The organism is Thioalkalivibrio sp., from assembly GCF_041690275.1.
In the GTDB taxonomy this organism is placed as follows: domain Bacteria; phylum Pseudomonadota; class Gammaproteobacteria; order Ectothiorhodospirales; family Ectothiorhodospiraceae; genus Thioalkalivibrio.
In genome coordinates, this window is record NZ_JAWLHP010000004.1 from 55,409 (window position 1) to 72,921 (window position 17,513).

Annotated in this window: 18 protein-coding genes; 9 read left to right on the forward strand and 9 right to left on the reverse strand. The window is 66.1% G+C overall.

The features are described from left to right. Positions 1-94 precede the first annotated feature (94 nt). The 7 genes from hemN to ccoN all read right to left on the reverse strand — a co-directional run bounded on the left by hemN (position 95) and on the right by ccoN (position 6,797). Complete coding sequence (gene hemN / locus ACESMN_RS01305; protein ID WP_373051773.1) at positions 95-1,477, reverse strand: oxygen-independent coproporphyrinogen III oxidase; 1,383 nt, start codon at positions 1,475-1,477, stop codon at positions 95-97. Positions 1,478-1,560: 83 nt separating this feature from the next. Beyond that, positions 1,561-2,067: a FixH family protein gene (locus tag ACESMN_RS01310; RefSeq protein ID WP_373051774.1), complete on the reverse strand. Its 507-nt coding sequence runs from the start codon at positions 2,065-2,067 to the stop codon at positions 1,561-1,563. A gap of 26 nt (positions 2,068-2,093) precedes the next feature. Continuing rightward, a complete protein-coding gene (gene ccoG, locus ACESMN_RS01315) occupies positions 2,094-3,518 on the reverse strand; it encodes a cytochrome c oxidase accessory protein CcoG (protein ID WP_373051775.1) in 1,425 nt (474 codons plus the stop codon). 91 nt (positions 3,519-3,609) lie between these two features. Beyond that, a complete protein-coding gene (ccoP, locus tag ACESMN_RS01320) occupies positions 3,610-4,536 on the reverse strand; it encodes a cytochrome-c oxidase, cbb3-type subunit III (RefSeq protein ID WP_373051776.1) in 927 nt (308 codons plus the stop codon). Further along, positions 4,536-4,715 (reverse strand): cbb3-type cytochrome oxidase subunit 3, encoded by a 180-nt coding sequence (locus ACESMN_RS01325; RefSeq protein WP_373051777.1) that lies wholly within the window; start codon positions 4,713-4,715, stop codon positions 4,536-4,538. Before ACESMN_RS01325 ends, ccoP begins: the two co-directional genes overlap by 1 nt. 3 nt (positions 4,716-4,718) lie before the next feature. Next, positions 4,719-5,327, reverse strand: a complete 609-nt coding sequence (ccoO, locus tag ACESMN_RS01330; RefSeq protein ID WP_373051778.1) for a cytochrome-c oxidase, cbb3-type subunit II — start codon at positions 5,325-5,327, stop codon at positions 4,719-4,721. Between the two features lie 18 nt (positions 5,328-5,345). Next, complete coding sequence (gene ccoN / locus ACESMN_RS01335; RefSeq protein ID WP_373051779.1) at positions 5,346-6,797, reverse strand: cytochrome-c oxidase, cbb3-type subunit I; 1,452 nt, start codon at positions 6,795-6,797, stop codon at positions 5,346-5,348. Positions 6,798-7,089: 292 nt separating this feature from the next. Here ccoN and ACESMN_RS01340 point away from each other — a divergent pair, with 292 nt between their 5' ends. Then, complete coding sequence (locus ACESMN_RS01340; RefSeq protein ID WP_373051780.1) at positions 7,090-8,373, forward strand: O-acetylhomoserine aminocarboxypropyltransferase/cysteine synthase family protein; 1,284 nt, start codon at positions 7,090-7,092, stop codon at positions 8,371-8,373. Between the two features lie 56 nt (positions 8,374-8,429). On the opposite strand, the gene ACESMN_RS01345 is transcribed toward ACESMN_RS01340, so the two are convergent. Continuing rightward, the gene (locus ACESMN_RS01345) at positions 8,430-8,897 is read right to left on the reverse strand and encodes a DUF2390 domain-containing protein (RefSeq protein WP_373051781.1); all 468 of its coding nucleotides are present in this window, start codon (positions 8,895-8,897) and stop codon (positions 8,430-8,432) included. Further along, positions 8,872-9,603 carry a fumarate/nitrate reduction transcriptional regulator Fnr gene (gene fnr, locus ACESMN_RS01350; RefSeq protein ID WP_373051782.1) on the reverse strand — a complete coding sequence of 244 codons (732 nt, stop codon included), beginning with the start codon at positions 9,601-9,603 and terminating at the stop codon, positions 8,872-8,874. Before fnr ends, ACESMN_RS01345 begins: the two co-directional genes overlap by 26 nt. Before the next feature lie 185 nt (positions 9,604-9,788). Here fnr and ACESMN_RS01355 point away from each other — a divergent pair, with 185 nt between their 5' ends. From ACESMN_RS01355 to ACESMN_RS01390, 8 genes are all read left to right on the forward strand, one after another. Beyond that, positions 9,789-10,910, forward strand: a complete 1,122-nt coding sequence (locus ACESMN_RS01355) for a 4Fe-4S dicluster domain-containing protein (RefSeq protein WP_373051783.1) — start codon at positions 9,789-9,791, stop codon at positions 10,908-10,910. Next, entirely contained in the window at positions 10,897-11,730 is an 834-nt protein-coding gene (locus ACESMN_RS01360; RefSeq protein WP_373051784.1) for an FAD/NAD(P)-binding protein, read from the forward strand. The genes ACESMN_RS01355 and ACESMN_RS01360 overlap by 14 nt, the downstream gene beginning before the upstream one ends. Positions 11,731-11,841: 111 nt before the next feature. Next, a complete protein-coding gene (locus ACESMN_RS01365; RefSeq protein WP_373051785.1) occupies positions 11,842-12,681 on the forward strand; it encodes a sulfhydrogenase subunit delta in 840 nt (279 codons plus the stop codon). Beyond that, positions 12,678-13,976, forward strand: coding sequence for a Ni/Fe hydrogenase subunit alpha (locus ACESMN_RS01370; protein WP_373051786.1), 1,299 nt, complete (start codon positions 12,678-12,680; stop codon positions 13,974-13,976). Before ACESMN_RS01365 ends, ACESMN_RS01370 begins: the two co-directional genes overlap by 4 nt. Next, complete coding sequence (locus ACESMN_RS01375) at positions 13,973-14,440, forward strand: hydrogenase maturation protease (RefSeq protein WP_373051787.1); 468 nt, start codon at positions 13,973-13,975, stop codon at positions 14,438-14,440. Before ACESMN_RS01370 ends, ACESMN_RS01375 begins: the two co-directional genes overlap by 4 nt. Before the next feature lie 438 nt (positions 14,441-14,878). Beyond that, positions 14,879-16,231, forward strand: coding sequence for an O-antigen ligase family protein (locus tag ACESMN_RS01380; RefSeq protein WP_373051788.1), 1,353 nt, complete (start codon positions 14,879-14,881; stop codon positions 16,229-16,231). Between the two features lie 79 nt (positions 16,232-16,310). Then, complete coding sequence (locus ACESMN_RS01385) at positions 16,311-17,282, forward strand: DUF6492 family protein (RefSeq protein WP_373051789.1); 972 nt, start codon at positions 16,311-16,313, stop codon at positions 17,280-17,282. Continuing rightward, a partial coding sequence (locus ACESMN_RS01390; RefSeq protein ID WP_373051790.1) for a glycosyltransferase family 2 protein occupies positions 17,279-17,513 on the forward strand: 235 nt, incomplete at its 3' end. The genes ACESMN_RS01385 and ACESMN_RS01390, both read left to right, overlap by 4 nt.

The window sequence follows — 17,513 nt, forward strand, 5'->3', positions numbered from 1 at the left end:
TGCGGCGGTGGGTGGGGATCGCGGCTGGAAGCCGCTCCTACGGCCCGCTCCTACGGCCCGCTCCTACAGCTCTCGCCCGCAGGCGGGGAGGGGGCTACAGAGTGCGCGAGAAGCGGCGTTCGCCGGTGGTGTCGAGGTAGCGGTCGAAGGTCATGCAGATGTTGCGGATCATCAGGCGGCCGACCGGGAGGACGCGGATCTGGCTTCCCTCGACCGACAGCAGTCCGTCGTCGATGAAGGGTTCGAGGTTCTCGAGTTCGTCCGCGAAATACTCCTCGAAGTCGATGCCGAAGCGGGCGCCGATCCGGTCGCCGTCCAGTTCGAAGTGGCAGATCAGTTCCGTGATGACCGCGCGGCGCAGCTTGTCGTCCTCGTTGACCACGAAGCCGCGCTCGAGCGGCAGCCGGCCATCAGCGAGGATCCGGCTGTAGGTGTCGATGTCCTTCACGTTCTGGCTGAAGGAATCGCCGACCTGGCTGATCGCCGATACGCCCATCGCGACCAGGTCGCATTCGGCGTGGGTGGCGTAGCCCTGGAAGTTCCGGTACAGGCTGCCCTCGCGCTGGGCGCGCGCGAGCGGGTCATCGGGCTTTGCGAAGTGATCCATGCCGATCAGCACATAGCCCGCGCCCGTGAGGTGATGGATCGTCGCCTCGAGGATGGCGAGCTTCTCCGCCGGTGTCGGGAGGTCTGCGTCGCTGATGCGGCGCTGCGGCATGAAGCGCGTGGGGAGGTGTGCATAGTTGAACACCGACAGCCGGTCGGGGCTCGCCTCGATCACCCGGTCCAGCGTGCGCAGGAAGCCGTCGACGCTCTGGAAGGGCAGGCCGTAGATCAGGTCGATGCTGATGCCGTGGAAGCCCTCCGCGCGCGCGGCCTGCAGCACCGCGAGCGTTTCTTCCTCCGACTGGATGCGGTTCACCGCCTTCTGCACCCGGGGATCGAAGTCCTGCACCCCCAGGCTCATGCGGTTGAAGCCGAGTTCGCGCAGTACCGCCACCGTCGCCGGATCGGCCTCGCGCGGGTCGATCTCGATCGAGTACTCGCCGGTGTCGTCCGTCTTCAGCTGGAAGTGCTCGCCGGTGCGGCCCATCAGCTCGCGCATCTGGTCGAGACTCAGAAAGGTCGGCGTGCCTCCGCCCCAGTGCAGCTGCTCGACCGGCCGGCCGTCGTCGAACAGGGCCGACTGCAGCGTCATCTCCCGGTAGACGTCCTCGAGATAGGGCTGGGCCCTGCTGCGGTCCTTGGTCGCGACCTTGTTGCACGCGCAGTAGAAGCAGACGGTGTCGCAGAAGGGGATATGGAAGTAGAGCGACAGGGGGCCGCCGCGGGCATTGCTGACGGCAGCCTGCTGCCGGAACTGCGCCTCGTCGAATCCCGGGTGGAACTGCACCGCGGTAGGATAGGACGTGTAGCGCGGACCGGCCTTGTCGTAGCGGCGGATCAGGTCGGCATCGAAGATCGGATTTGCTTGCATCGGTTGCATCCGGAACGGGCGGGACGCGGCTCGAGCAGGCCGGACCCGCGATGGCGCGGTGCCCGGCCCCGGATCGGCCTTGCTCAGGCGCTCGGCTCGAGACGAACCGCTTGTGAATCGAATTCGGCCATGCGGCCACGCAGACGCCAGGCACCGTCAGCCGGCTCGATGTACACGTACCAGAGTGCGGTCTGCAGGGCCTCGATGTCCGCGTAGTAGCGGTTCCGTACGGGATCATGGCTCAGCACCATCTGCTGGTCGAAATGATCGCGGGTCGGGTGCACGAACCTGATCTGAAGCTCCTGCCTCGGAATGGCCGGGTTACTCTCGAGCCGCACCCAGACGCGCTCGCCCTCGATCTCCACGTCGGCGGCCAGCCCGAGCTGCATCGCGAAGCGGGCCCGCTCGATGCTCTGGTTCATCCCGCGCCCCTCCTTGGAGTAGTCGCCGATCACCATCCCGTCCGGATCATTGGTGGCGAAGGTGATCAGGAGCACGCCGAGAACGATACCGGCAAGCGGCGGGGTGATCACGAACCAGGGCCAGAACTGCTTGTACCAGGGCAGGGTATCTTCACGGGGATAACGCATGAATGCAGATCCTCAGGCTGAAACGATCAACGTAACGGACCGACGAAACGGCTTGACCGTTCGTTGGAGAGTTCTGGCTGGTCCACGACCTCTGCACGGAAGATGACCTCGCTGCTTGCTCCCGTCAACTCGTAGGGATCCATGCGCACGCTGATCGGGAACTCGGTCACGCGTCCGGGGGGGACCGCGATATAGTCGCCCTCCTGCCAGGCCAGTTCGGCGCCGTCCAGCCCCTCGATGCTGATCTCGAAATGGCGCTCGGCAGGCGCGCGGTTGGTCAGCTTCAGGGTGTACACGTTTTCGACCTGGCCGTCGGGCAGCTCGCGGTAGAGCACGTTGCGATCGCGAATCACGTCGATCCCCACCGGATTGCGCGCAGAGACCCCGTACACAAAGCCGGCCAGCAGCACCAGCAGCAGCATCCCGTAGAGGAACACGCGCGGGCGCAGCACCTTGGTGGGCTTGCCCGCCATCGCGTTTTCCGTGGTGTAGCGGACCAGCCCCCTCGGATAACCCATCCTGTCCATGACTTCATCACAGACATCGACACACGCCGAACAGCCGATGCACTGGTACTGCAGGCCGTCACGGATGTCGATGCCCGTCGGACAGACCTGTACACAGAGGGTGCAGTCGATGCAGTCGCCCAGCCCCTTGGCCTTGCGATCCGTGCCGCGCTTGCGCGGGCCACGGGGTTCGCCGCGCTCCTCGTCGTAGGAGATGATCAGCGTGTCCTTGTCGAACATGGCGCTCTGGAAGCGCGCGTAGGGACACATGTAGATGCAGACCTGCTCACGCATGAAGCCGGCGTTGCCCCAGGTTGCGAATCCGTAGAAGAGGACCCAGAAGGTCTCCCAGCCACCGGTGTTCAGGGTGACAAAGCGGGGGATCAGGTCGGTGATGGGAACGAAGTAACCGACGAAGGTCAGACCGGTGAACAGTGCGAGCAGGATCCAGACCGAGTGCTTGCCCGCCTTGCGCAGGATCTTTTCCTTGTTCCACGGCGCCTTGTCCAGCTTCATCTGCTTGGCCCGGTCGCCCTCGAACCAGCGCTCGATACGCAGGAAGGCCTCGGTCCAGACCGTCTGCGGGCAGGCGTAACCGCACCAGAGCCGCCCGGCGAGCGCGGTGAAGAAGAACAGGGTCAGCGCGGCGATCACCAGCAGCATGGCGAGCAGGAAGAAGTCCTGCGGCCAGAACGTCAGACCGAATACGTGGAACTTCCGCTCGGGCAGGTCGAACAGCACGGCCTGCCGGCCCTCCCATTGCACCCAGGGCAGCCCGTAAAAAATGCCAAGCAGCACGAGCATCGCCGTGACCCGAAGCCTGGCGAACATGCCGCTTACCTGCCGCGGGTAGATCTTTTCGTGCTTGGCGTAAAACTCGTTTTCCAGCCCCTCTGCGGGCGTGGCCGCGGTCTTCTTGCTGCGTTTCGTGTCGGATTCTGCCATGGTCTTACTCGGTATCGGGTGGGGTGAAGCGAAGAAAAAAAGGGCGGGCCACCGTGGAGTGCAGCCCGCCCTGGCTAACGCAGACCGATGTCTAATCGGGATCGAGGCTGTAGACGTAGGCCGACAGCACATGCACCCTGTCTTCGCCCAGCAGTTCCCCGAAGGCCGGCATCACGCCTGCACGGCCATTCTCGATGGTGTCCTTGATCGCCGCCAGCGATCCGCCGTAGATCCAGGCATTCTCGGTCAGCGGTGGCGCGCCGAGCATCTCCATGCCGCTTCCATCCTGTCCATGACAACCGGCACAGAACGTCTGGAATTGCGCCTGTCCCGCCTCGGCCCTGGCCTCGTCGGCGTCGGAGCGACCGGAGAGCTGCAGCACGTAATGCGCGACATCTTCCACGCCCTCTTCACCGAGGGAATCCCCGAAGCCGGGCATGTTGGCCTGCCGGCCCTCCGCGATGGTGGTCTGGATCGCACTCGGGGAGCCGCCCCACTGCCAGACGCCATTGGCGAGGTTGGGGAATCCGCTGGCACCGCCAGCATCGGAGCCATGGCAGGTGGAGCAGTAATTGAGGTAGAGGCGACGCCCCGTGGTCAGCGCGTCGGAGTCCTCGGCGAGCACCGGGATGTCCTGCTCGGCCATCGCTGCGAAGATCGGCTGGTAACGCTCTTCCGCGCGCTCCATCTCCCGGGTGTACTGGCTTTCCTCGACATTCAGCATGTTTCCGGAATGCCACCCGAGCATGCCGGCAAAGCGGCCGAGCCCGGGGTAGAGCACCAGATAGATCAGCGCGAACACGATGGTGAAGTAGAACATGTACAGCCACCATCGAGGCAACGGGTTGTTGAACTCGCTCAGGCCATCCCAGGTGTGGCCCGTCTCCGAGCCCTCGGCCGCCTCGCCCGGGCGCTTCTTGGCAGTCCAGCGGATCAGCCAGTAGATGCCTGCGATATTGGCGAGCGTGAGCAGCACGACCCACCAATGCCAGAAGGTACTCATGTCGTACTCGTTCATTATTCGTCTCCTTTCCGCGACCGCTCGGGGTCCGGCTTGTCGTCTTCATCCGCAAAGGGGAGATTGGCGGCTTCGTCAAAGCGCTTCTTCTGCCTGCTGCTGAAGGCCCACCAGACGATCCCCAGGAACAGGATCATCACCAGCAGGGTGAGCAGGCCGTGCAATACGCCGAAGCTCATCCGTCATCTCCAATGCGCAAGCGCGGTACCGAGTCCCTGGAGATAGGCGATCAGGGCATCCATTTCGGTGCTGCCGCCGACCTCCTCCGACGCATTCGCAATCTGCTCGTCGGTGTAGGGAACTCCCAGTCGCTGCAACGCCCGCATCTTGCGCGGCGTGAGGTCTGCGTTGATCTCGCGGTTTTCCAGGAAGGCGTAGGCGGGCATGTTCGACTCCGGCACCACCGCACGCGGATCGATCAGGTGCAGACGGTGCCAGTCATCGCTGTAACGGCCCCCGACACGGGCAAGGTCCGGGCCGGTGCGCTTGGAACCCCACTGGAACGGGTGATCCCAGACGGACTCGCCCGCCACCGAGTAGTGCCCGTAACGCTCGGTCTCGGCGCGGAAGGGACGAATCATCTGCGAGTGACAGGTGTAACAGCCCTCGCGGAGGTACACATCCCGGCCCTCCAGTTCCAGCGCGGAGTAGGGCTCCATGCCCTCGATCGGCTCCGTGGTACTGGTCAGGAAGAAGAGTGGGACGATCTGTACCAGACCGGCCACGCTGATCACCAGGATGATGAGTACGACCATCAGGCCGATGTTCTTCTCAACGACTTCATGACTCATGGTGTTGTCTCCCCCGGATCAGTGCGCGGTCTGCGGCACGGCGTGCACCACAGGCTTGGTGCCGCCAATGGTCTTCCACACGTTCCAGATCATGATGAACATGCCGAGGAAGAAGACGGCGCCGCCCAGGAAGCGGAGGAAGTAGTACGGATACATCTGCACCAGCGTCTCCACGAAGTTGTAGGTGAGGGTTCCGTCTTCGTTAACGGCGCGCCACATCAGGCCCTGCATCACCCCGGCGATCCACATCGACACGATGTACATCACGGTGCCGATGGTCGACAGCCAGAAGTGCCACTCGATCGCCTTGATCGAGTACATGCGCTCCTTGCCCCAAAGGGTGGGAATCAGCGCGTAGAGCGAGCCGATGGAGATCATTGCCACCCAGCCCAGCGCACCGCCGTGGACATGGCCGATGGTCCAGTCGGTGTAGTGCGACAGGACGTTCACGGTCTTGATCGACATCATCGGGCCTTCGAAGGTGGCCAGACCGTAGAAGGATAGCGCCACGATCAGGAAGCGCAGGATCGGGTCCGTGCGGAGCTTATGCCAGGCACCGGAGAGGGTCATGATCCCGTTGATCATGCCGCCCCAGGAAGGCGCCAGCAGCATCAGCGAGAAGACCATGCCCAGCGACTGCACCCAGTCAGGCAACGCGGTGTAGTGCAGGTGGTGGGGGCCGGCCCACATGTACAGCGAGATCAGCGCCCAGAAGTGGACCACCGACAGGCGGTACGAGTAGATCGGGCGTCCGGCCTGCTTCGGCACGAAGTAGTACATCATCCCGAGGAAGGCGGCGGTGAGGAAGAAGCCGACCGCATTGTGCCCGTACCACCACTGGATCATCGCGTCCATGGTGCCCGGGTAGGCCGAGTACGACTTGAACAGGGTGACCGGCATCGAGATGTTGTTGACGATGTGCAGCACCGCGATCACGAGGATGAAGGCCCCGAAGAACCAGTTGGCGACATAGATGTGCTGGGCCTTCCGCTTCAGGATGGTGCCGAAGAACACGATCGCGTAGGCGACCCAGACAATGGCCACCAGGATCGCGATCGGCCATTCCAGCTCGGCGTATTCCTTGCCCATGGTCATCCCCAGCGGCAGGGTGATCGCGGCCAGTACGATCACGGCCTGCCAGCCCCAGAAGGTGAAGCCGACCAGGGGCCCCCCGAAGAGCCGTGTCTGACAGGTGCGCTGGACGATGTAGTAGGAGGTGGCGAACAGTGCGGAGCCGCCGAAGGCGAAGATCACCGCATTGGTGTGCAGTGGGCGCAGGCGCCCGAAGGTGAACCACTCAAGGTTGGTATTCAGGGCCGGCCAGAAGAGCTGGGCGGCGATGATCACGCCCACCAGCATTCCGACCACGCCCCAGACGATCGTCATGATCGAGAACTGCCGAACTACCTTGTAGTTATAGGTTTCCTGCGTCGCTGTTCGGACGTCATGCGTGTCTGCGGTTGTTTCCATGGAGATCCCCCATCGGTGAAGAAATCGACGCAGCCAAACGACCCGGGCGGGCTGCCTCGCATTCCGGAGTGTAGGCCATGATCGGGCCGTTTGGTTGATTCAGATCAAGACTTTTTTTTGGATTCAGGGCTGCAGCGTGGAACCTGTGGATAATCTTCTGGTCTGAGTACGGTTTTTCCTGACCGCGGCTCCCTGTCGCTCGTGGCGTCTGCTGCAGTATGCTCCGCTCATTCCCGGGCGCGAACGGCGGTGATCGCTGTGTCCCGAGGGGCATCAACAGGAGGAGGGACGCATGAAATTCGAGACCAGGGCGATTCACGCAGGCTTCGAGCCGGATCCGACGACCCGGGCCGTGGCGGTGCCGATCTACCAGACCACCTCCTACGCCTTCGATGACACCCAGCACGGCGCGGACCTGTTCGACCTGAAGGTTCCGGGCAACATCTACACCCGGATCATGAATCCGACCACGGACGTGCTGGAGCAGCGCGTGGCCGCGCTGGAGGGCGGAGTGGGCGCGCTGGCATTTGCCTCGGGCATGGCGGCCGTCACCGCCGGCATCATGACGCTCGCCGAATCCGGCCAGAATATCGTGACCACCAGCACCCTCTACGGCGGGACCTACAATCTCTTCGCGCATACGCTGCCGCGCTATGGCATCGAGGTCCGTTTCGCCGCGCCGGGAGACATCGACGCGATGCGCGGCCTGATGGACCCGGGTACCCGCGCCGTCTTCTGCGAATCCGTCGGCAATCCGGCAGGGAACGTTGCCGATCTGGCGGCCCTTGCCGAACTGGCTCATGCGCACGGTGTGCCGCTGATGGTGGACAACACGGTGCCATCGCCGTATCTCTGCCGCCCCTTCGAACACGGTGCCGACATCGTGGTGCATTCGCTCACCAAGTACATGGGCGGACACGGCACCACCATTGGCGGCGTGCTGGTCGATTCCGGACACTTCCCCTGGGCCGATCATGGCGAACGCTTCCCGGGGCTCACGCAGCCGGATCCCTCCTATCACGGGGTGACCTACACGGACGCCTTCGGGCCCGCCGCCTATATCGGCCGCGCGCGGGTGGTGCCCCTGCGCAACATGGGCGCGGCCATCTCGCCCTTCAACAGCTTCCAGATCCTGCAGGGCATCGAGACCCTGGCGCTGCGCATGGATCGCCACTGCGACAACGCCACGGCCGTGGCGCGGTTCCTCGACGAGCATCCGGACGTTGGCTGGGTCTCCTACGCGGGCCTCCCCTCGCACCCGGATCACGCGCTGACGCAGCGCTACCTCGGGGGGAGGGCGGCCGGCATCCTGAGCTTCGGGATCAGCAGCCCGAGGGGTGGACGCGAGGCGGGCGGGCGCTTCATCGATGCCCTCAAGCTCGTGACCCGGCTGGTGAACATTGGCGACGCCAAGAGCCTGGCCTGCCACCCCGGGACGACCACGCATCGCCAGCTGTCGGCCGAGGAGCTGGAACGGGCCGGCGTCCGCGAGGACATGGTGCGACTGTCCGTCGGCATCGAGCACATCGACGACATCCTCGGGGACCTCGATCAGGCCCTGGCCGCGGCAGTCTGAGGGCGGTCGCGGGGACAGAGGGGACAGATTTTTGAATCTGTCCCCGGGCTCTTGGATCAGTAGAAGAGGGCGCGGATTGCCGCGATGAAGGCGGTCCGTTCTGCCGGAGGCAGTTGCCCGAACAGGCGTCCAAGACGCTGGTCGAGGTCCGGGTCTCTCGGCGCCCGCTCTGGCGGACTCGCCGCGCGGGCCAGCCACGTAGCCTCGATGCGCTCACTGGCGAGTTCCATACCGAGAATCGCCCGGTAGCCCTGCGGCCAGTCGATCGCCCGAACTCTTCGCCGCAGGGCGCGTACCCGGCGCGTGACGGCCGCGTTCCAGTCGGTGGAGCCGGACTCCAGGGCGGTCCAGTGCGCCGGAGCCAGCGCATGGGGCAGCCAGCAGGCGAACAAGAGGAAGATCACGTCGACACCGTGGCGCTCCTGCCAGTGCAACAGGAGATCACGAACATCCGCGCGATCCCACGCGGCGACGGCAAAGGCCCAGAAGGCTTCGGGGTCAGGCGGTCTGCGAGAGGGGCTCAAACCGGATGCCCGCGATCCGGTGCAGGCTGTCCATGTCGATCAGACGCAGATCGCGGGTGTGGATCTCGATCAGTCCCTGCTTGCGGAACTGCGTAAACAGGCGGCTGATGGTCTCCTGCGTCAGACCGAGGTGGTTGGCGATGTCCGCGCGGGACATGCTGAGGCAGAAGCGGTCGGCGACCAGTCCGCGGGCACGGAAGCGTGTCGAGAGACTCAGCAGGAACGCGGCGAGCCGCTGCTCGGCGCTGCGCTGCCCGAGCAGTGCGAGCAGGGATTCATCGGAGGCGATCTCCCGGCTCATCATGCGCATGAAGTGCTGGCGGAAGGCTGGCAGCTGACCCGCGAGGGCGTCGAGCTTGTCGAAGGGGATCTCGCAGACACTGGTCGACTCGAGTGCCACGGCGCTGACCGGGTGCTCCCCATGATTGATCGCGTCGAGCCCCAGCAATTCGCCGGCCAGGGCGAACCCGGTGACCTGCTCCGTGCCGTCGTCCGAGAGCAGCACGGTCTTCAGTGAGCCGGTCCGCACCGCGAATACGGAGGCGAAGGGAGCGCCCATGCGGAAGAGGACATTGCCCTTGGTGATCGGTCGCCGCCGCTGGACGATCTCGTCCAGTTGCCACAACTCCGTGTCCGGGAGCCCGACAGGGAGACACAGCAGCTTCAGTGAGCACTGATCGCAGGAGCCTGAAGCGTGCATCGACATGGCAGGAGTGTAGCCAGAACAGGAGCGCGAAAGGAAGTCTACCGGAGCCGGTTCGAGGGTTTTGCCAGGCACCCCGGCAGCGGACGCGAATCCCGGGTGCCTCAACGCATGGTCGGAGGCTGCGACGGCCCCCTTTCTGATCTGCATCATTCCCGTGTCGGACCTGATGGACTACCTTCGTAGGCATGGCAACATCCGCCCTGTTCCTGCCTCGGTCTTCCGTGGATTCCCTTTTCGACGCCCTCCGTGACCAGGGGTTTTCAAGGCTTGTCGGGCCGGTGGCCCGGGATGGGGCCATCGTCTACCGGGAGATCGCCTCGGCGGCGGATCTGCCGCGAGGGATGCGCGACCGACAGGCGCCGGGGACGTATCGGCTCGAGACCCAGCACGACGGCGTGCGCATGTTTTCCTGGGCCAACGGTCCGCAGGCGCTCAAGCCGCTGACCTTCGCACCCCGCGAGCCACTCTGGCGCTGCGCGCGTGATGAATCCGGCGGGCTGACCTTCGCGGATGTCGAGCGGGAGCACGAACCCACCGCGGTGATCGGTGTCCGCGCGTGCGACCTCGCCGCGCTGCAGATCCACCAGCAGCACTTCCTGGAGTCCCCCTATCCGGATCCGCACTATGCGGCCAGGCGCGCGAGCCTTTTCCTGGTGGCGGTTCACTGCAGTCACCCCGCCGACACCTGCTTCTGTGCGTCGACGGGGGACGGGCCACGCGCGGAATCGGGTTACGACCTCGCGATGTCGGAACTGGACGAAGGCTTCGTGGTCACCGCGGGTACCGATCCGGGGCGCGCGGTGCTGGCGTCGCTGGGGCTCGGCGCGGCCTCCTCCCTGCAACGGGAAGAGGCCGACCGGGAGGTCGCGGCCGCGGCCCGAGGGCAGGGCAGGAGCCTGCCCTCGCGCAACCTGAAGGATGCGCTCTACGCGCGCCTCGAGCATCCCCACTGGGATCACGTGGGCCGTCGTTGTCTCTCCTGCGGGAACTGCACCGCAGTGTGCCCGACCTGCTTCTGCCATGCCGAGCAGGACGCACCCGCGCTGAACGGCGAATCCGCCGAGCATCTGCGCCAGTGGGACTCCTGTTTCACGGCCGTGCACAGCTACATGGGTCACTTCCTGGTACGCGAGGAGACCCGTCTGCGCTACCGGCAGTGGCTGACCCACAAGCTGGGCTCCTGGCACGAGCAGTATGGGCGCTCCGGCTGCGTCGGCTGCGGGCGCTGCATCGCCTGGTGTCCGGTGGGCATCGATATCACCGCCGAGGTCGCGACGCTCATGGAGTCCGGCGATGCACAACCCTGACCGGCCGGTGGAGGTCGAGGTGGTGGAGCGGGTCGAGGAGACCCCGAGCATCTACACCCTCCACCTGCGCTTCACGGACCCCGAGGTCGCGTCCGGATACCGTTTGCTCCCGGGGCAGTACAACATGCTCTACCTGTACGGGGTCGGCGAGGTGCCGATCTCCATCGTGTCCGACCCCGACCACGAGGGTCTGCTGGAGCACACCATCCGCTCGGTCGGGCGGGTCACCGAGGGGATGGAACGTCTTCGGGTGGGCGACCGCATGGGCCTCAGGGGGCCGTACGGCCGCGGCTGGCCGCTCGACAAGGCCGAGGGGCGGGACGTGGTGATCGTCACCGGCGGGCTTGGCTGTGCGCCGGTGGTGTCGATGATCCGCTACGTGCTGAACCGCCGCGAGCGCTTCGGACGGCTGGTGATCCTGCAGGGCGTCAAGCACACCGATGACCTGATCTGGCGCCGGCAGTACGAGCGCTGGCAGGCGTTGCCCAACACCCAGGTGCTGCTGGCCGCGGACGTTGGCGGACCGAACTGGCCCTTCAGCGTGGGCAAGGTGACGGTGCTGTTCAACCAGGCCGATATCGACCCGGACCGCAGCATCGTGATGCTGTGCGGGCCCGAGGTGATGATGAAGGCCTCGATCGACCGCCTGCTGGCGCTGAATGTCCCGGCCGATTCCATGTGGCTCAGCATCGAGCGGAACATGCAGTGCGGCATCGGGCACTGCGGCCACTGCCAGGTGGGACCGCACTTCGTCTGCCAGGATGGCCCGGTGTTCCACTACCCGGCGCTGCGCCCCTGGCTGGGCGTTACCGGTTTCTGACGGGAGACGGCATGACGGTGAACGTGAAGGTAGGCAATAGCGCGTCCCCACCCCAACCACCCCCCACAAGCGGGGCAGGGAGATCCTTATCGTCAGGGTGGGTGCTGGGCCATGAAGGCTAGCGCTCGCACACAGACGACTGCCCTCGAGCGGCTGAACGCGCGCGAGAATGCCCGTCCGCGCGTCGCGGTCCACAAGTTCAGCTCCTGCGACGGCTGTCAGCTCGCCTTCATCAATGCCGGGGAGGCCCTGCTGGAGCTGGCACAGCTCGTCGAGATCGTGCACTTCGCCGAGGCCGGCCCGATGGATCCGGAGGCCGCCGTCGACATCGCCTTCGTGGAGGGCAGCATCTCCACCCCGGACGAGGCGGAGCGCATCCAGGCGGTCCGGGCGAACAGCCGCTTCCTGGTCAGCCTGGGCGCCTGTGCGACCTCCGGCGGACTGCAGGCCCTGCGCAACTTCAACGCCGACGGGGCGACCGGGTGGACCGAAGCGGTCTACGCCCAGCCGGAGTTCATCGACAGCCTGGACACCGCCACGCCGGTCGCGGAGCACGTGAAGGTGGACCTGGAGCTCTGGGGCTGCCCGGTGAATGCGCGGCAGGTCTTCCAGGCGGTGCGCCAGCTGCTGTTCGGTGTCGAGCCGGTGGTGGACAAGGACAAGCTCTGCGTGGAGTGCAAGCGCCAGCAGCATGTCTGCGTGCTGGTTGCCCAGGGTATTCCGTGCATGGGTCCGGTCACGCACACCGGCTGCGGGGCCCTGTGCCCGGCCTTCGGGCGCGACTGCTACGCCTGTTTCGGCCCGGCCGAGAATCCGAACACCGCGTCGCTCGCGCGCCGCTTCGACGGCCTCGGCCTGATGCCCGAATCGGTCGCGCAGCGCTTCCACTTCATCAACAGCCATGCGCCAGCCTTCCGCGCCGAGTGGCTGGCCTGGAAGGAGCGGTCGTGACGGAGAACCGCGACATCCGCATCGAGGTGCCGGTGCTGGCCCGCGTCGAGGGCGAGGGCGCTCTCGAGCTGAGCGCTTCGGAGGGGCGGATCGACACCCTGCGCCTGCGCATCTTCGAGCCCCCGCGCTACTTCGAGAAGTTTCTCGAGGGCCGCGCGCCACAGGAAGTGCTGGACATCGTCGCGCGGATCTGCGGGATCTGCCCGGTGGCCTATCAGATGACGGCCGTGCAGGCACTGGAGCAGGCCTTCGGCGTGCAGGCATCGTCCCACGTGATGCACCTGCGGCGCCTGATGTACTGCGGCGAGTGGCTGCAGAGCCACGCGCTGCACGTGCACCTGCTGGCGCTGCCCGACTTCCTCGGTTTCGACAACGCCATTGCCATGGCCGGAAAGCACCCCGATGCCGTGCGGCGGGGCCTGCGACTGCAACGGCTCGGCAACGACCTGATCCGGCTCTTCGGCGGCCGCTCCGTGCATCCGGTCGGGATGCGGATGGGCGGCTTTCATCGTGGACCCGACCCGGAACGGGCGGCTGCGGTGCTGCGGGAACTGCGCTCCGCCATGGCAGACGCGGAGGCGCTGGTGGCCTTCACCGCGTCGCTGCCGCTTCCGGACGACGAGCAGGAATTCGTCTCCGTGGCCCTGCGCCACGACAGCGAATACGCGATGTACGCCGGCAGGATCGTCTCGGACCGGGGCCTCGATCTGCCGGTGAAGGACTACCTCGACCACTTTCGGGAATCCCACGTCCCGCACTCGACCGCGCTGTATGCCCACCTCGACGGAGAACCGTATCTGGTCGGACCGCTGGCCCGCCTGAACCTGAATCACGACCGCCTCTCGCCACCGGTCCGGTCGGCGCTGGAGGCGACCGGCCTGAGCCTGCCCAGCCGCAACATGTTCCACTCCCTGATCGCCCGGGCGGTGGAGATCCACGAGGTGGTCTCCGAGGCGATCCGTCTGCTCGAGGCCTACCGCCCGGAAGAGCCCGCCCACGTGCCGACGACCGTGCAGGCCGGTGTCGGCTGCGGCGCCACCGAGGCGCCGCGCGGTCTGCTGTGGCACCGCTACGAGACGGACGCCGCAGGCAGGGTGCTGTCGGCCCGGATCGTCCCGCCCACCGCGCAGAACCAGGCGCGGATCGAGGACGACCTGAAGTGCTCTCTGGAGGCCTTCGGCCTGCACAACGACGATGACGCGCTGCGCCTGCGCGGCGAGACGGTGATCCGCAACTACGACCCGTGCATCTCCTGCGCGACGCATTTCCTGAAGGTGCGCGTGCAACGCCGGTGACGCGCGACGATCCGAACCGCCGTTGGCGTATCATCGGGGTCGGTTCGCCAGTGACCGGTGACGATCTCGGTTGGCGGGCGATCGAGGCCCTTCGGGCTGCGGGGCTCGACCGCTGCGCCGAGCTGCTGGCCCTGGATCGCCCGGGCCCGGCCCTTCTGGAGTACCTCCAGCCTGATGGGGCGGTGATCCTGATCGACGCGATGGAGGCGGGGCTGCCACCGGGGAGCATCCGCGAACTCCGGCTGGACGAACTTGTTCGCGCCGGACGCATGCCGTCCAGCCACGACTTCGGCGTCGCCGACGCTCTGGCCCTCGCTCAGGCACTGAAGCGTCTGCCCCGGCGCCTTCATGTGCTGGGTCTCCAGGCATCGGATGGAGCAGGAACATACGCTTGGCGAAGGGATCGGCAACGCGAGCTCCTGCAACAGGTGCGCGCCATTCTGGATCTCCCGGACCCGGCATGACGGAAAGTTCCCTCTGTCAGCGCCGGGGACCGGATGGTTATTGGCCGGGGCGAAGACAGCGCAGAGAGAATGCGCGGGCGAAGACGTCGACAGGGCGAATGGGTTTTTGGCGCCATTCAGGCCCGATTGTCGAGGCTCAGCGGCTCCGCCGTGATCGAAACGCCATGGAAAAGGATTGCTGGTCCATGATGAGGCCGTTTATCCTTTTACTACGCTGATCCCGGCAGGATCATCCCGGTATCCTTTTAATTCGGCTGCCACGGCAGCCTCGACTGTGGTCGGGCGCTCCGGCGGCTGGCCGGTGCGCGGTGGGAATGCGATGAGCGATCAAGCGGTCACTGCAGGCAGGCACGCGCCGACCGCGACGAGGCCGTCAGCGCGGGGTGTGGTCCTCGGCGCGCGCCGCTGCAGCGCCATCGGATCGTCCGGGAGAGCGGAATGCCGTCACTGATGGTGGAGGCTCTGCCGCATCGTGTGGTGGGCGGAGTCACTGTTCTCATCCTGCTCGCGCTGCCGGCCTTGATTCTGCTCGTCCCCAGCGGCGGCAGCGTGCCCTACCACCTGCTGGCGCTGACCGCCATCCTCGCTCTTTTGCTGCGCTGGCCCGGGGCCCCGCACAGACTCACCGCCGAGGAGCGGCTTGCGTCGCTCGGGTTTGCCGCGTTCGCGGTCACGGTGCTGCTGTCGGTGGCGGAAACCGGCTTCAGCCGGGAAGCCGTGCGCGATCTCGACGTGCTGCTGCGGCCGCTGTGGGCGATCCCGATCATCTACCTCTTCGTTCGCGTTCGTCCGCCCGAGGGCATGCTCTGGTTCGGTCTCTCGCTGGGGGCCGTAGTGGCCGGGCTCAACGCGCTGTACGAAGTCGTGACGGCCGCACAGTATGTCAGAGCGGAGGGCAGTACCAGTGCCGTGACCTATGGCAACACCGCACTGGCCATGGGTGTGATGGCCGCGGCCGGTCTGGCGTATTTTCGGCGCCTTGGCCGCGCCTGGCTGATCGTCCCCGCGGCGGCCCTGCTGCTGGGGCTGGTGGCCAGCTTCCTCTCCGGTAGCCGGGGCGGATGGCTGGCGATCCCATTCCTGGCGCTGCTGCTGCTGTGGCACTACTGGCAGCCCCGCTATCGACGCCTGGCGATCGCCAGCGTGCTGGCCGTGGTCGCCGCTGTCAGCCTCGCGCTGCTGCTGCCGCAGACCGGTGTGAAGAACCGCATTGACCAGGCGGTAACGCAGGTACAGCTCTATGGGCAGGACCGTGCTGTGCATGCCGATAACCCGGTGGGGAAGCGCCTGGAGCTGTGGCGCGCCGCCTGGAGCATGTTTCAGGAGCAGCCGCTGTTCGGCGGGGGGATGGGTTACAGTTTCAACCGCTTCCTGCGCGAGGGGATAGCCGATGGCAAGTTTCATCCGTCCATCGCCGTGCAGACCATGCCGCACAACGTGGTACTGGATCTGCTGGCGCTGCGCGGGTTGGTCGGACTTGTCGGGGTGGTCGTTCTGTGGTGGGCACTGGGTCGTGTCTTTCTCAGCGCAGCGCGACACCCGGAGATGGAGATCCGTGCGCTCGGGGCTGCCGGCCTGGCGCTGTTACTCGGCTACGCCGTGTTCGGGATGACCGATTCCGTGATGGACTACGGGCCGCCGCTGGTGTTCTTCTGCTTTTACTCGGCGTTGATCGCCCACCTCGTCGGACGCGCCCGGCTCGCTCAAGGGGCATTGGCGGCGCAGCATCGGCAGGTTGAGGACGAGCGGGCATCGGGCGCGTATGCCCACGGCGGCGCCGCCTCGGTTTAGCGGCAGATAGGCGCCGTGCCGAGCCGATCCATTGCGGCCCATCCTGACCGCGCGCAGTGACCGTGTCGGAGTCAAGGAGATGAGCGAAGATCTTTGCCTGCTCACCCCCACCTGGTCGGGAGATCGGGCGCATTTCGAGCTGATGCGGGCGTCGCTCGAGCGCTCGACGCTCGCGGCGACTCCGCACCATGTGGTCGTGCAGACCGAGGACCTCGAGCTCTTCCGCGCCTTCACCGGGCCCGCCGTGCGGCTGGTCGCAACGCGCGACGTACTGCCTGGCGATGTCGAGTCACTGCGGCAGCGGGGGCGGCGGTGGCAGAGGCGGCTGGGGCGCGGCGCCACGCGCCTGATGGGCAGCGTGGCCCGTTATACGGGCCGGCCGCGCTGGGTCGCCCACACCGGCTGGCACGTGCAGCAGATAACCAAGCTTGCGGTGGCGGCCGCCAGCGAGATCGACACCGTTGTCGCGTTGGACTCCGACGTGGTGGTCACCCGCCACGCGCGCCCCGACGATTTTCTCCATCCCGAGCGGATCGTCTGCCTTGAGCACTGGACGCCGGCCGCCGAGGTCATCGGCAAGGTGGCCAAATGGAACCGCCAGGCTCATGCCCTGTTCGGGCAGCCGTTCGCCGCCGACGCGGCGGTGGACACCTATTTCGACACGCCCTTTGTCTTCCATGCCCCGACCCTGCGCAAGATGCTCAGCTGGTTGGAGCGCCGCTACGGTCGGCCCTGGTGGGAAGTGCTGCTCGCTCAGCCACCGCGCCGATGGTCGGAATTCGGCAGCTACCGGATGTTCCTGCGCGCGTTCCCGCCCTCCCAGGGCGTTGACTGGCAAACAAACCGTTACGGTCGCTATATCTTCGATGCCAGTGATCCGGCGATGGTGCGCGTGCGCTTCGAGGAGCTGCTGCGCGATCCCGACAGCCACTACGTGACCATCCACTCCCAGAGCAGCGGGCGCCAACTCTGGGGCGCCGCCGGATACGCACCGCTGATCCTGTCCCTGCTCGAGGACTCCCGGGCATCCCCGGCGAGCTCGGACTCATGAACGATAATCTGCGATTCTTCGTCTTCTCCTACAATCGGGGCCAGTTCCTGGCCAATTGTGTGCATTCCATCGAGCGGAGCGCGCCAGGCGCGCCCATCGTCGTGTTTGACGACTGCAGCAGCGATCCGGCTACTTGCGTCGTGCTCGAGGATATTGCGGTCCGCCATCGAGTGGTGCGCGCCGGGGAGACGACCCGCCACAAGCTCGGCGGGCTGTACGGCAATATGCAGG